Annotated in this window: 13 protein-coding genes; 5 read left to right on the forward strand and 8 right to left on the reverse strand. The window is 61.6% G+C overall.

The features are described from left to right. Both KI235_RS00255 and algB read right to left on the reverse strand, forming a co-directional pair. Positions 1-1,791 carry an ATP-binding protein gene (locus KI235_RS00255; RefSeq protein ID WP_003196245.1) on the reverse strand — a complete coding sequence of 597 codons (1,791 nt, stop codon included), beginning with the start codon at positions 1,789-1,791 and terminating at the stop codon, positions 1-3. A gap of 10 nt (positions 1,792-1,801) precedes the next feature. Then, positions 1,802-3,148 carry a sigma-54-dependent response regulator transcription factor AlgB gene (gene algB / locus KI235_RS00260; protein WP_003196247.1) on the reverse strand — a complete coding sequence of 449 codons (1,347 nt, stop codon included), beginning with the start codon at positions 3,146-3,148 and terminating at the stop codon, positions 1,802-1,804. Between the two features lie 438 nt (positions 3,149-3,586). Here algB and KI235_RS00265 point away from each other — a divergent pair, with 438 nt between their 5' ends. The 5 genes from KI235_RS00265 (at position 3,587) to KI235_RS00285 (ending at position 8,199) form a co-directional block, all read left to right on the forward strand. After that, the gene (locus KI235_RS00265; RefSeq protein ID WP_003196249.1) at positions 3,587-3,907 is read left to right on the forward strand and encodes a hypothetical protein; all 321 of its coding nucleotides are present in this window, start codon (positions 3,587-3,589) and stop codon (positions 3,905-3,907) included. 81 nt (positions 3,908-3,988) lie between these two features. Then, the gene (locus tag KI235_RS00270; protein WP_003177151.1) at positions 3,989-4,153 is read left to right on the forward strand and encodes a DUF1328 domain-containing protein; all 165 of its coding nucleotides are present in this window, start codon (positions 3,989-3,991) and stop codon (positions 4,151-4,153) included. A gap of 2 nt (positions 4,154-4,155) precedes the next feature. Continuing rightward, positions 4,156-4,620 carry an inhibitor of vertebrate lysozyme family protein gene (locus tag KI235_RS00275; protein WP_212795422.1) on the forward strand — a complete coding sequence of 155 codons (465 nt, stop codon included), beginning with the start codon at positions 4,156-4,158 and terminating at the stop codon, positions 4,618-4,620. A gap of 701 nt (positions 4,621-5,321) precedes the next feature. Next, complete coding sequence (gltP, locus tag KI235_RS00280; protein WP_003196253.1) at positions 5,322-6,653, forward strand: glutamate/aspartate:proton symporter GltP; 1,332 nt, start codon at positions 5,322-5,324, stop codon at positions 6,651-6,653. A gap of 316 nt (positions 6,654-6,969) precedes the next feature. Further along, positions 6,970-8,199 carry a spore maturation protein gene (locus KI235_RS00285; RefSeq protein WP_003196256.1) on the forward strand — a complete coding sequence of 410 codons (1,230 nt, stop codon included), beginning with the start codon at positions 6,970-6,972 and terminating at the stop codon, positions 8,197-8,199. A 20-nt stretch (positions 8,200-8,219) separates the two neighbouring features. Here KI235_RS00285 and KI235_RS00290 read toward each other — a convergent pair whose 3' ends face one another. The 6 genes from KI235_RS00290 to KI235_RS00315 all read right to left on the reverse strand — a co-directional run bounded on the left by KI235_RS00290 (position 8,220) and on the right by KI235_RS00315 (position 14,434). Continuing rightward, positions 8,220-8,855, reverse strand: coding sequence for an ABC-type transport auxiliary lipoprotein family protein (locus KI235_RS00290; protein WP_212795423.1), 636 nt, complete (start codon positions 8,853-8,855; stop codon positions 8,220-8,222). Then, a complete protein-coding gene (locus KI235_RS00295; protein ID WP_003196260.1) occupies positions 8,852-9,790 on the reverse strand; it encodes an MlaD family protein in 939 nt (312 codons plus the stop codon). Before KI235_RS00295 ends, KI235_RS00290 begins: the two co-directional genes overlap by 4 nt. A gap of 1 nt (position 9,791) precedes the next feature. Further along, on the reverse strand, positions 9,792-10,595 hold the full coding sequence (locus tag KI235_RS00300; RefSeq protein ID WP_003196263.1) for an ATP-binding cassette domain-containing protein: 804 nt from the start codon (positions 10,593-10,595) through the stop codon (positions 9,792-9,794). Continuing rightward, positions 10,592-11,740, reverse strand: coding sequence for an ABC transporter permease (locus KI235_RS00305; protein WP_003196266.1), 1,149 nt, complete (start codon positions 11,738-11,740; stop codon positions 10,592-10,594). The genes KI235_RS00300 and KI235_RS00305 overlap by 4 nt, the downstream gene beginning before the upstream one ends. A 52-nt stretch (positions 11,741-11,792) precedes the next feature. Continuing rightward, entirely contained in the window at positions 11,793-12,818 is a 1,026-nt protein-coding gene (locus KI235_RS00310) for a DUF5924 family protein (protein WP_003196268.1), read from the reverse strand. A 224-nt stretch (positions 12,819-13,042) separates the two neighbouring features. Then, a complete protein-coding gene (locus tag KI235_RS00315; protein ID WP_212795424.1) occupies positions 13,043-14,434 on the reverse strand; it encodes an insulinase family protein in 1,392 nt (463 codons plus the stop codon). Positions 14,435-14,622 lie beyond the last annotated feature (188 nt).

Genomic DNA, 14,622 nt, shown 5'->3' on the forward strand with positions numbered 1-14,622 from the left:
TCAGACTGCCAGCGCCATGTAGAACTGTGTGCCCTGCCCCGGCCTTGAATAAACGCCCATGCGCCCGCCGTGGAGCTGGACGATCTCCTTGCACAGCGCCAGGCCGAGGCCAGCACCACCCTTCTTGCGTCCGACCTGGACGAAAGGCTCGAAGATCCGTCCCTGCTGGCCGTAGGCAATGCCTTCACCGTTGTCTTCGACGCTGATGATCACCCGCTCGCCATGGCGCCGGGCCTGCAAGCGGATCTGGCCGTTTTCGGCGGTGTGGCGCATGGCGTTATCGATCAGGTTATCGAGCACGCGATCCAGTTGCGCTGCGTCGGCATGCAGGCGCGGGAGCGGGCCCTGGATCGCCACGAGCAGCTCGATACCCTTGGTTTGGGCCTGCTCGGCAAACCGCAGCCGGGCCGCTTCCAGTAGCTCGTCGATGGAACAAGGCGCCAGGGTCAGCTTCTGCAGGCCGTTCTGGTAGCGAGAGAAGTTCAGCAGGTCATTGATGAGCTGCATCAGCCGCTGCATTTCTTCGGTGACGGTGTTGAGCAGGTCGGCCTCGCGCGACTCCTCTGAAAAATGCAGGCGCTCCTGTAACAGGCCGAAGGCCATGTGCATGCCCGTCACGGGCGTGCGCAGCTCATGGGAAGCACGCAAGACGAACTCGCTGCGCACCCGTTCGAAGGCGCGTTGTTCGGTGACGTCATGCAGCACCATGACCGCGCCGAGAATGTGGCCCTGGGTATGGCTGACCGGGGTGAGGCTGTAGGTGAGCACCCGCGACTCGCCATCCACTTCGATGCTCAGATCTTCCGGCGCGCGCTCCAGGCTTCCACCGCGCAGGACCAGGTGCAATTCTTCATCCAGTTCAAGGCGTCCCAGCGCCTCGCCCAGCCCTTGGCCCAGGCGTTCCTCATCCCAGCCCAATTGACGCTGGGCTACCGGGTTGAGGTGCTCCAGCTGGCCTTGGCGGTCGATCATCAGCAAGCCGTCGTCGATGCTGTCGAGCACCGCTTGCAAACGTTGCTGGCCGGCGAGCAGCTCATCGACGTTGGTGGCCTGATGCTCACGCAAGGCCTCGGCCATGACCCCGAAGCGACGGGTCAGGAGATTCAACTCAGCGGCCGAGGAAACGGGTAGCGTGACCTCGAAATTACCTTGGCCGATGTCGTCCGCCGCTGCGGCCAGTGCCTCGATCGGCGCGCCGAAACGCCGGGCGATGCCATGGGCCGTGATAAACCCGATGATCAGCACCGCAAACCCCACCAACCCCAGCAGTCCGGAAATCCACATCGCGCGTTCACGGGCGCGATTCTGGGTTTCACTGATGTTGGTCAGGGCCTGGCGATAGCCCTCGATCAGTCCATTACGCAGCACGTTGAATTTTTCGGTGAGCTCCTTGATGTTCGTGAGCTGGTTCGGCTGCTGGCGAGACGCGGTGAAGGCGTCAAAAAAATCAATGTAGTCGGCCTTGGCCTTGCTGAAGCTGACTGCCGCATCGTCCAGCCCCTGTTCGTGGGCGATGCCCTCGTCGATCAGCGCCAGGTATTGCTGCTTGGAGGCCTCCAGCGCCGCCAGGTCGGGCTTGTCGTCGAGCATGATCATCAACTGATCGCCGAGGGTCTGGCGCAGCTTGAGGCCCAGGTCCAGCAGGATGAAGTTGTCGCGTACCGATTGTTCCTGGGTGTTGGCCATCTGCATCACGCTGACCAGGCCAAGCACCAATCCCAGCAAGGCCACGGTGATCAGGGCCGAGATGCTGAGAAACAGTCGTGTGCGCAGCTTCATCGCCAGTTTCATAAAGTCTCGCTCACAGGTTGTACTGCTTGCGTTTGCGGTACAGCGTGGAGGCATCGATACCCAGGGTCTTGGCCGCCTGGTCGAGGGTGTCGGCCGTGGCCAGCACCGCGCCGATGTGGGCTTTTTCCAATTCGTCGAGGCTCAGTGCGGCGCCGATGCGCGGCGCATTGTTGACCGGTTGCTCGGCCATGCCCAAATGACTGATTTCGACTTTTTCCTGCGGGCAGATGATGCTGGCGCGCTCGACCACGTTGCGCAGTTCCCGGATGTTGCCCGGCCAGCGATAGCCTAGCAGCGCTTCGCGCGCTTCGTCGCTGAAGCCCCGGGCCGGGCGCGCGTATTCCTTGACGAAGCGGGCCAGGAAGCGGTCGGCCAGGGTCAGGATGTCTTCGGCGCGCTCTCGCAATGGCGGCAGGTGTAGGGTGATGACGTTCAGGCGATATAGCAGGTCTTCGCGAAAACGTCCGTCGCGCACCATGTCTTCGAGGTTGAGGTTGGTCGCTGCGAGAATCCGCACGTCGGCACGACGGGTGACTGGGTCCCCTACCCGCTCATATTCCTTGTCCTGGATAAAACGCAATAACTTGGGTTGTAACGTCAGGGGAAAATCGCCGATCTCGTCGAGAAACAGCGTACCGCCGTCGGCCTGGTTGACCCGACCCAACGTACTCTCGCTGGCGCCTGTGAAAGCCCCACGGCTATGGCCGAACAATTCGCTTTCCATCAGTTCAGCGGTCAGTGACGGGCAATTGATGGTGACGCAGGACTTTTTCGCCCGCTTGCTCCAGCCATGGATCGCCCGGGCCAGCTCGCCTTTACCGGTGCCGGACTCGCCGAGGATCAGGATGTTGGCGTCGGTACTGGCGACCTGACGCGCGGTTTCCAGGACGACTTTCATCGCCGGGCTGTGAGAGTCGAGGCCGTCCTTGGGTTTGCGCACTTCCCCTTCAAGGGCTTCGAGCCTTGCCGACAGCTGGCGTACTTCCAATTGCTTGGCGGTCGCCAGGCGCAATTGATCGGGGCTGCAAGGCTTGACCAGATAGTCGGCCGCCCCGGCCTGGATCGCATCGACCGCGGTATCGACTGCCGAGTGGGCGGTGACGATGACCACGCGCATCCAGGGTGCCTGGATACGCATTTGTGCCAGGACATCCAGGCCGTTGTCCTCCCCCAGGCGCAGATCGAGGAAACACAGATCGAACACCTGGCGTTGCAGCAGTGCATCGGCCTGGGCGGCGCTGTTGGCGGTGGCGACGCTATAGCCTTCGTCTTCCAGGCAGTATCGGAACGTACGCAGGATGGCGGACTCGTCGTCTACCAGCAGAATGCGGCCTTGGTGCTCAGTGGCGGATTCCATTTTTCCTACGCTCCTTTAATGAATGATGTTGGTTAGTGTCAGAAAAATCGGGCAAGTTGCATGGTCGATTCTGAGGGGATATTACTCACCGAGAATGGCCCTGTGGACGTCTGACTCCTAAAAGACTGATTTGAGTTCCTTTTTTTATGATTCGTCCGGTTCGGACGGTTCGCATCGCTGATTCCGACGGCTGTGTCTGACAGGAAATTCCAAAACCACCTTACGCCTTTTCTCCGGTATTCGTGCAATACGCACGACTGCCGCTTGCGTCATCGTGCAGGATGCGCTCCCGGTACGTTGCATGCATTAATTAACTTATTGATTTTAAAGGTGTTTATCTAATAAAAAATCCTGGCACGGCGACTGCAATGCTCTGGTCAACGTGGCGTTAGTGCGCCTCAACCAGATCACCGCACTCGGGTGGGGAGGAATTCCAGGATGAATCGTCAAAGTGTCGCTCAATTTGGCCCCGCCCACTTTAAAAGTGCCGTCCAATTGCGCCTCTCTTCCCTGCATTTCCAGCAGGGCGTATGGGCTGCCCTGGCGCTGCTGGTTACCCTCGTAACGGGCCAGCAATGGTTGCTCTGGCATGAAAGCCAACAGCCCGAAGCACCGCAGGTGTCGATTCACCGTGCCCCTCAAACCCATTTCAGCGCCGTCAGCAGCCTTGAAGAAGCGTCCGCTTCAATGCGCATGATGGATGTCGACCAGGCTCAGCCATTGAACGCCATGCCGCGTGAAGAGCGCTGGGTGTTTTAACCCCGATGAACCGGTCGTCCATTGCGCCGGAACCATCACCGCAAGACCTTCACTAAATAGAAAAGCGTAAGGAGAATCACCATGTTGAGCTGGGCAATTACCTTCCTGATCATTGCCATCATCGCCGCCGTACTGGGCTTCGGTGGTATCGCAGGCACCGCCACGGGCATCGCCAAGATTCTCTTTGTTGTGTTCCTGGTGATGTTCATCGCTTCCTTCTTCTTTGGCCGTCGTGGCCGAGGCTGACCATGAGCGTTTCATTCAAAGGACTGGCCGCCGCCCTGTTGCTGGGCGGCAGTGCCATGGCAATGGCTGCCAATGACGGGCAGATGCGCGTCAACCAGTTGCTGGAGGCCGACCCGCAATACCGCGAGGCCTGGCAGCACGTCGTGAAAAAAGAAGAACGCCTGCCCGAATGGGTGATGAACCTGTCGGGCGATTCGGACCAGATGAATGCTGTCGAGGAAGATGGCGACAAGTATTTGGTGGGACCGCTGTGTGAAACCCAGGCAACGTGTCGCAGCAAGCGCCTGATCGTTGCCTTCAGTTTCGACAAGGACGAGGCCTATGCCATGTTGGTGGAAGTCCCAGCCGGGCTGCCGGCCGACAAGTCTCCGACGCGGCATGCCGACTACCGTTTCCTCGGCAAGCCCGATGAAGGTATGCAGAAACTGTTAATGGAACAACTCAAGAAAGATCCGAACTGGTACTGATTCTGAAAATGGGAAAAGCAGCCCTGCTTTTCTCTGCTGCACAGCCCGAGGAGGGCCAGTGCATGACCAGGGGGCTGGGACGTTCTGACTGATGAAAGTCGGAGTGACCTACGGGCACAAGGGGTGCCTGCGAAAGGGCCGGGTCAGGTAAAAGCTGCGACGCAAGTTCGCAAAGTCATCACGGCTTGGCGAACTTGCGTAGAGCTTCGTGACGCAAAGACGCGGGTCAGAGCGGTTGGTCGATTGGCCGCTGCAATGCGCTCCGCGATGCGGCATTTTGTCTCCTCCCGCCGATTTATCCCCCATTTGTTGACCGTATATCGGAGAATGCCGAGGCAATTTCTCCCATGGGCCGCGTCTCGATTCGCTGCCGTTTCATCGGTTCCCCACACTTGCGAGAGAAAGCCCAGCTACGCTGAAATGGCCGGTTCACGGCACTTATGCCTGCATAAATGTCGTATTCGAACCGCGTGAAAGGCGGGTTTCGTTTGAAAAATCTCATGCCGATTCGGCATAGGGTAGGCGTTTACGGCATTAGACGAGCCCCCCTTGCATCGCAATAGTTGCGCCTTTTTTCGCCTGCCAGTAAGCCGCTAACGCGCTCGGGGTGACCTTATACGGGGGTAGGGGCATGAATGTTTTTCGTCATCGACGATCCGTTCGCGCCACTGTCCGAGTCCAACTGAAGTAAGGGTAACAATATGAAGAAGGCACGACTAAGCCTCGCCTGGCAGATCCTCATCGGTCTGGTGCTCGGGATTGCATTGGGCGCGCTGCTCAACCATTTCAGTGCCGAGAAGGCCTGGTGGATCAGCAATGTGCTGCAACCGGCGGGCGATATCTTTATCCGTCTGATCAAGATGATCGTGATCCCGATCGTGATTTCCTCGCTGATCGTCGGCATTGCCGGGGTCGGTGATGCCAAGAAGCTCGGGCGCATCGGTCTCAAGACCATCCTTTACTTCGAAGTCGTCACCACCATCGCCATCGTCGTCGGCCTGCTGCTGGCCAACTTCTTCCAGCCGGGCAGCGGTATCGACATGAGCACCCTGGGCACTGTGGATATTTCCAAGTACCAGGCCACGGCCGCGGAAGTCCAGCATGAGCATGCGTTCATCCAGACCATCCTCAACCTGATCCCGTCGAACATCTTCGCCGCCGTTGCGCGTGGCGAGATGCTGCCGATCATTTTCTTCTCCGTATTGTTCGGCCTGGGCCTGTCCAGCCTGCAATCGGACCTGCGCGATCCGCTGGTGAAAATGTTCCAGGGCGTGTCGGAAAGCATGTTCAAGGTCACCCACATGATCATGCAATACGCCCCGATCGGCGTGTTCGCCCTGATCGCGGTGACAGTCGCCAACTTCGGCTTCGCGTCGCTGCTGCCGCTGGCGAAACTGGTGATCCTGGTTTACGTCGCCATCGCCTTCTTCGCCTTCGTGGTGCTGGGCCTGATCGCCCGCCTGTTCGGCTTCTCGGTGCTCAAGCTGATGCGCATCTTCAAGGATGAGCTGGTGCTGGCCTATTCCACCGCCAGTTCCGAAACCGTGCTGCCGCGCGTGATCGAGAAGATGGAAGCCTACGGCGCGCCGAAAGCCATCTGCAGCTTCGTGGTGCCCACCGGTTATTCGTTCAACCTCGACGGTTCGACCCTGTACCAGAGCATCGCGGCGATTTTCATCGCCCAGTTGTACGGCATCGATCTGTCCATCAGCCAGCAATTGCTGTTGGTGTTGACCTTGATGGTCACCTCCAAAGGCATCGCCGGCGTGCCGGGCGTGTCGTTCGTGGTGCTGCTGGCGACCTTGGGCAGCGTGGGCATTCCGCTGGAAGGGCTGGCCTTCATCGCCGGTGTCGACCGCATCATGGACATGGCCCGTACCGCCCTGAACGTCATCGGCAACGCCCTGGCCGTGCTGGTCATCTCCCGCTGGGAAGGCATGTACGACGATGCCAAGGGCCAGCGCTACTGGAACTCCCTGCCGCACTGGCGCAGCAAAGAGCCGCTGCCGGCGGGGGAAACTTCCAGCCGTTGAGATCCATTGTGGGAGTTCGGGCCAGCAGCAAAGAGCCTGAACAACCCCGGCCATTGTGGGAGCCGAGCTTGCTCGCGATTGCGGTGTGTCTGCCAACATCAATGCTGACTGATCCGACGTCATCGCGAGCAAGCTCGGCTCCCACAGGAATTTTTGTCAGGCGCAAAGATTCTGAACAACCCCGGCTCCCACAGGGTCTTCCACAGGGTGTTCGTTGATCATCTGCGCAGTGCCAAGCAAACCCCGGAGAAATCCGGGGTTTGTCGTTTCTGCCAGCCCCGCTATCATTCGCGGCATCTTCCGGGGGATTTGACCGATGCTCAATGGCCTGTGGCTTGGCTTCTTTATCGTGGCTGCCGTGTCGGCGCTGGCGCAGTGGTTGATCGGCGGCAATGCCGGGATCTTCGCGGCCATGGTGGAAAGCATTTTCGCCATGGCCAAGCTGTCGGTGGAGGTGATGGTCCTGCTGTTCGGCACCCTGACCCTGTGGCTGGGCTTCCTGCGCATCGCTGAAAAAGCCGGCATCGTCGACTGGCTGGCCAAGGCCCTAGGGCCGCTGTTCCTGCGCTTGATGCCGGAAGTGCCTGCCGGCCACCCGGCGATCGGCCTGATCACCCTCAACTTCGCCGCCAACGGCCTGGGACTGGACAACGCGGCCACCCCCATCGGCCTCAAGGCCATGCGCGCCCTGCAAGACCTCAACCCCAGCCCGACCATCGCCAGCAATGCGCAGATTCTGTTCCTGGTGCTCAACGCCTCGTCGCTGACGCTGCTGCCGGTGACCATCTTCATGTACCGCGCGCAGCAAGGCGCGCCCGACCCGACCCTGGTGTTCCTGCCGATCCTGCTCGCCACCAGCGCCTCGACCCTGATGGGGCTGCTGTCGGTGGCGTTCATGCAGCGCCTGCGGTTGTGGGATCCGGTGGTGCTGGCTTATCTGATCCCGGGCGCGCTGGCGCTGGGCGGTTTCATGGCGCTGCTAGCGACGCTCTCGGCCACGGCGCTGGCGGGGTTGTCATCGATCCTGGGCAACCTGACGTTGTTCGGCTTGATCATTGTGTTCCTGGTGGTGGGTGCCCTGCGCAAGGTCAAGGTGTATGAAGCCTTCATCGAGGGCGCCAAGGAGGGCTTCGACGTCGCCAAGACGTTGCTGCCATACCTGGTAGCCATGCTTTGCGCCGTGGGCGTGCTGCGGGCTTCGGGAGCGCTTGATTTCGGCCTGGACGGCATCCGGCACCTGGTGCAGTGGGCCGGCTGGGACACGCGCTTCGTCGATGCCTTGCCGACCGCCATGGTCAAGCCGTTCTCCGGCAGCGCCGCCCGGGCGATGCTGATCGAGACCATGAAGACCTCTGGCGTGGACAGCTTCCCGGCCCTGGTGGCGGCGACCATCCAGGGCAGCACCGAGACCACGTTCTACGTGCTGGCGGTGTATTTCGGCGCCGTCGGCATCCAGCGGGCGCGCCATGCCGTGGGGTGCGCGCTGCTGGCGGAGTTGGCCGGGGTCGTGGCGGCGATTGGCGTTTGCTACTGGTTCTTCGGTTGACCTGAGTCGCCCGGCGGCCCCTAGGGTTGGGTCGGTGTTGCGAAACGCTGGCCTTGCTCCAATGTCCAGGCCACCACTTCGGCTGTCAGCCGGTCGCCGGCCCGACCAAAGCCGTCCACCACCGCTGGCACTTTCACATCGCTCAATGGCTGGCGCACTTCAAAACGGCGACTGGCCAGGATGCGCTGGTCGAAGCCGCGCACCAGCAGCGCGTCCAGGCGAATCACCACGCTGGCCGCAGTGCCCTGGTATTCGGTCTGGAACGCCTGCAATTGCCCGCCCAGCTCCAGGTCCGCTTGCAGGTTGCTGTCGGCGACGCTCAACAGCCTGACGCGTCCATCCTGGGCGAAGCCATCGAGCAGGCGGTTGCGCAACAACACCGGGGCCGGGTCGCTCCAACGCGAGGCGGAGTAACTGCTGAACAGATTGCCCTGGGGGATCACCGCGATTTTCGGGCTGTTGAGCACCTCGCTGGCCTGGGGGTTGGCCAGGCGCAGCGACCAGCTCACCGCCGCGCCCGCAGATGCCGGGGCCTGGGTGACGGGCAAGCGATACACATCCGAAGGTTCGGCCTTGGGCAAAATCGAACAACCGCCCACCAGGACGAATCCTGCCAGCAAGAGAAGAGGGCGGATAAACCGGTTGGACGGCTTCATGGCGTGAACTCCTTGTCCTTGTCATTGCCCAGCAAATAGCCGCTGGGGTTGGCATCCAGGCGCCGGGAGATCCCCCGCAGGGCGCTCAGGGTTTCGCGCAGTTCACGCACGGCTGGCGCCAGGGCATTGAGGCCCTGCATGCCGTTATTCAACGAGTCGCGGTTGTCGTTCAGCAGTTTGTCGAGGGTCGCGGTGCTGCGCGCCAGGGACTGCATGGCCTGGCCGGCGTTGCCGAACGCCTGTTTGCCCTGGTCGTTGAGCAAACCATTGGCGTTGCGCATCAACGCCGTGGTCTGTTCCAGCGTGGCGCTGGCCTGTTTGCCGATGGACGCCAGTTGCTGCATGGCCTGGCGAATATCGCCGCGCTGCTCGGCAATGACCCCCGTGGTTTGTTCCAAGTGTTCCAGCGTCTTGCCCAGGCTTTGGACGTTGTCCGAGGAAAACACCTCATTGGCGTTGTGCAGCAGCAGGTTGATGCTGGTCATCAAGTCATCGCTGTTGTTGAGCAGGCGGGCGATAGGCGAGGGTGCGGCGATGATCACCGGCGGTTCCCCATCGTGCCCCGTCAGCACCGGGCTCTGGGGCGTGCCGCCGCTGAGCTGGATAATCGAGGTGCCGGTGATGCCGGTCAGTGCCAGCTTGGCCTGGGTGTCTTGCTTGACCGGTGTTTCCCCGCTCAAGCGCACCCGCGCCAACACTCGACGCGGGTCGTTCGGGTCCAGGCGCAGGTTGACGACGTCGCCGACCTTGATCCCGCTGTACTCCACCGAGCTGCCCCGGGACAACCCGCTGACCGCCTCGTTGAACACCACTTCGTAATACTTGAATTCGCTGTCCACGTTGGACTTGGCCAGCCACAGACCAAACAACAGGGCGCCAGCCACCACAATGACGGTGAACAGGCCGATCAGCACATGATGGGCTCGGGTTTCCATGTCAAACCTCGTTGGATTGTGTAGCGGCCGATAACGCCGCGCGGCCGCGAGGGCCATGGAAGTATTCGTGAATCCAGGCGTCGTCGGTTTCCGACACCTTGTCGATGACATCGGCCACCAGTACTTTTTTCTGCGCCAGCACCGCCACCCGGTCGGTGATGGTGTAGAGGGTGTCCAGGTCGTGAGTGACCAGGAACACGCTCAGGCCCAGGGCATCGCGCAGTGTCAGGATCAACTGGTCGAACGCCGCCGCACCGATGGGATCGAGGCCGGCGGTGGGTTCGTCGAGAAACAGGATGTCCGGGTCCAGGGCCAGCGCACGGGCCAGGGCGGCGCGCTTGATCATGCCGCCGGACAGCGAGGCGGGGTATTTGTCGGCGGCCGTTAACGGCAGGCCGGCCAAGGCCAGCTTCACCGCCGCCAAGTGCTCGGCGTCGGCCCGGCTGAGCCCGGCGTGTTCGATCAGCGGCAGGGCGACGTTTTCTGTCACGGTCAATGACGAGAACAGCGCGCCTTTCTGGAACAACACGCCAAAGCGCCGTTCCACCCGCGAACGTTGTTCCGGGGGCAGGCTCGGCAAGTCTTCGCCGAACACCCGCACAGAACCCTCGCTGGGCCGGTTCAGGCCGATGATGCTGCGCAGCAGCACCGATTTGCCGCTGCCGGAGCCGCCGACCACGGCAAGGATCTCGCCCTTGTACACGTCCAGGTCGAGGTTTTCATGCACGCTCTGGCGGCCAAAGCGATTGCACAGGCCGCGCACTTGAATCACTGCCTCGGAGGGCGGTCGCAAGGGTTGGCTCACCAGTTCATCTCCATGAAAAACAGCGCGGCCACGGCATCGAGAACAATCACTACGAAAATCGACTGCACCACGCTGGACGTGGTGTGAGCCCCGACCGATTCGGCACTGCCACTGACCTTGAAACCTTCCAGGCAGCCCACGGCAGCGATCAGGAAGGCAAAGATCGGCGCCTTGACCATCCCCACCAGGAAATGCTGCACGCCAATGTCCGACTGCAACAGCGTCAGGAACATGGCCGGGGAAATGCCCAGCGACAAAGCGCAGACCACGCCGCCCCCGATAATGCCCGAGAGCATGGCCAGGAAGGTCAGCATCGGCAGCGCCACCAACAGCGCCAGCACCCGTGGAATCACCAGCAACTCGACCGGATCGAGGCCCAGGGTGCGGATCGCGTCGATTTCTTCGTTGGCCTTCATCGAGCCGATCTGCGCGGTGAACGCGCTGGCGGTGCGGCCCGCCATGAGAATCGCCGTCAGCAATACGCCGAATTCGCGCAGGAACGAGAACGCCACCAGGTCCACGGTAAAGATGCTGGCGCCGAAATCGGCCAATACCGTCGCGCCGAGAAACGCCACCACTGCGCCCACCAAAAACGTCAGCAGGGCGACGATGGGGGCGGCGTCCAGGCCGGTCTGTTCGATGTGAACGACCATCGGTGTCATGCGCCAGCGCCTGGGGCGAAGCAGGTTGCGGGCCAGGGTTTCCAGGATCAGGCCGACAAAACCCAGCAGTTGCAGAGTGTCTTGCCAGACTTTTTCCACCGCGCGGCCGATACGCGTCAGCAGCTGTGTCAGCACGCCGACCTGCGGCTCCTTCACCGGCACACAGAAGTCCGTCAGCGAGCAATAGACCGTCTGCAACAGCGCCCGCTCGGCGGCCGGCAAGCTGCAATCGGGGTGCTCGGTGGTCTTGCCCAGCCGTTCGGAGCCCAGCAGCTCCACCAGCAACGAAGCCCCGGCGGTGTCGAGGGCGCCGAGGCCGTTGAGGTCGATCAGGGTGTTCTCGTCGTATTGGCCGCGCAAGGATTCGCTCAAGCGCTTGAGCTGTGCGTAATGGGCCAGCGTCCAGTCGCCGCCGACCCAGAGCTGCGCCGGAGAGCGAGACGTGTCCAGCCGGGCAGTGCCAGTGTGGGATCCGGGGGTCATAAGCTCCATGCTCGTTCGACTTGAACAGCGCTACCTAATAGCACGACCGCCGTTATTTTGCCTCGGGTGCGTCAGCGCTCACGTTGAAACGCAGCACGCCGATCATCTGGCCATTTTCCGTCAGCACCCGCACTTGCCATTTACCCGTCGGGTCTTGCGGGAAGTTCTGCTTGTGGGTCCAGGCGCGATAGCCTTCCTTGCGCCCGCCGTGGATGTCCAGGGCGATGCGATCGACTTCTTTACCGTTGAACTGCCAGACGTGATAAATCCGCTCATCAAGCCCTCGCGGCGCGTTGATGGCCGTATAGGCGTACAGGCCGTTGCCACGGATCTGGGCCGCACTGACTTCCTTGAGGCTGGCGCCCGGCGTGCGGTCTTCCAGTTGGGTGCTGATCGCCACTTCGGTCATCCACAGCGTGGCCGGTGGCACCCAGGAGCGCAGCACCCAGCCGGCGGCACCAATCCCCAGGGTGATGCACAGGATCGCCAGGGCGTTGCGCACGGTGCGGATCGGGAAGATCGAGGCCAGGCTGGGAAACGACAGCAGCATGGCAATGCCCAGCGCCAGCTTGAAGCTCTGGTCGGTGGTCAGGTGCAGGATCACCGGCAGCGCGGTGAGCAGGGCGGCGAACAGCGTCAGCGTGTGCAACGCCAGGAACGCCCAGCGCCGGGGCGCCAGCCATTTGTAGTACAGCGGGTCGGTGATCGAAATCAGCGCCGCGATCGTCAGCAGGCCGGTGAAAATCAGCTGGCTGCTGTTCCAGGTGGTGGTGATGAAGAAAAACGGCAGGACGAAAAACAGGCTTTCCTGGTGAATCATCTGCGTGGCGTAGCGCAACAGCGGCTGGGGGATTTCCCGTTTGAAAATCCGCGCGAACAGCCGGGTCATGCTGTTCTCGACCATCAGCCAGAGCCAGCTCACCAGCATCATGATGGCGATCCAGGTCGCCAGGCCCTGCTGGCGGTCGACCAGCATGAAACTGCCGACTCCGGAGATGAAACCACCGAGCGCGATGACCCCTGGATAGCGCTTCATCAGTTCAAGGATGCGCTGGATGTAGAGAGTCAGGTTTTGCATTCGGTGGTTTCACAGTAAGTCGTAGGAAATATCCCTGACAGAGTATCGTCAGGACATCGATGTGACGAGTGCTCTTGTGGCAAGTGGGATTTGCTGTGGGAGCAAAGCTTGCTCGCGAAACAGGCGCCTCGGTTTCTGAAAGACCGCGTCGCGTCCATCGCGGGCAAGCCTTGCTCCCACACAGCAGACAGATGCCTTCGCCACAAATGTGTGCCGCCACGAAATCACTCTTCGTTCGGCCGGGCCCGCCGGCGCACCTGCCACACCACCAACCCAAGCAACAGCAACCCCAGCAGACCGCCCAGCCCCCAGACGAGCTCATCGTCACTGAGCAACGGCTTCTCGATGCGCAGGTAACCCGGGTCCTTGAGCAGTTCGCGCAGGGCCACGTTGGCCTGTTCCAGGCTCACTTCCTGCAGGCGCAGGGCCGGGTTGGCGAAGCGGCCGTCTTCATAATCGCCCAGGGCACCCCAGTAGTAATCGGCCAGTGCGCTGTTGCCTTGAACCGCCCAGGACTGATGGGCAATGGCCGCGCGCTTGATGCGCACGAAATCGGCGGGGTCCAGGCCATCCTTGAGCAATCTCTTGCGCAGTTCTTCCAGCGCCTGTTCGGCTTCGGGCAAGTCTTCGCGGGACAGGTCTGCGTTCAGGCTGAAGAAGCCAACGCCGCCGAACACCTCGCGCTCGGTCCACGGTCCGTAGGACAAGCCACTGGCCAGGCGCAATTGGCGATAGAGCGCCCAGTCCAGGTAATCCTTGAGCAGGTCGAAGGTTTCGTCATGCTGCTCATCCAGCACCGGCTCCGGGAACAGCCAATGAAGCTTGGCGCTGTTGCCGACCAGGCCATGGATCAGGTTGCGCTTGGTGACTGCCTTGTAGCGGATCTGTGGCAGCGCCTCGTGTGGGCTGGGCTCCACCGGCTCGAGTTCGCCAAAGGCGCGTTCCAGGTAGGCCGGCAACAGTCGGTCGAGGTCGCCAACCACGATCAGGGTCATGTTGTTCGGTGCATACCAGTCCTTGCGCACTTGTTCGAGGCGGGCGAGGGTATGGCGTTCTACCTCGGCCCGTTCCGCGCAGCGCAGGCCCAACTCAACCGCCAGCTGGTTGCTGGCCTTGTGGCCCAGGTCCTGATGATCGAGCCAGCGTTGCAGGTGGGTGTAGTGGCCACCATCCTCGCGTTCCACCACCCGCTTGGCCGCCTCCAGGGCTTTTTCATCGATACGGGTGCGGGTCAACAGCGCCAGCAACAGGTCCAGGACCTTGCGTTGATTGCGCGCCGGCGCCTCGATGACGAACGTGGTGTCGGCGTTGCTCGTGAAGGCATTCCACTCGCCACCCAAGGCCTGCATGCGCTCTTCCAGGCCACCTTCACCGCCCTCATCGACGCCACTGAACAGCAGGTGTTCGAGCAGATGCGGCAGTTCCTTGTTGGCGCAACTGAAGTCGTCCAGGCCCACGCCGACCACCAAGCGGATCGCCACATGCCCGCGCTCGCTGCCCGGCTTGAGTATCAACTGCATGCCGTTGGGCAACATATAGCCTTCGACCTGGAACCGGTCCAGGGCGACCGCGGGCAGTGAACCGAGCAAAAGAAAGGCGAGCAACAGACAACGCATAAGGGCTTCCTGGCGGCTGAGTGGAGGTCCATGGTGCCGGGCAGGCCGTCATCGGCGGATCGTCGCCCGGAGTCGGCTCGCTCCCCCTATCGAATCTATGCGGTGTTCATGACAACGGGAGCAGGCGGGCCAGCGAACGGTTTCAGGCCCGAGCCTTTGTACTGGCAGACATTGTTACTGACTGACCA

Source organism: Pseudomonas sp. St386, from assembly GCF_018325865.1.
GTDB lineage: Bacteria > Pseudomonadota > Gammaproteobacteria > Pseudomonadales > Pseudomonadaceae > Aquipseudomonas > Aquipseudomonas brassicacearum.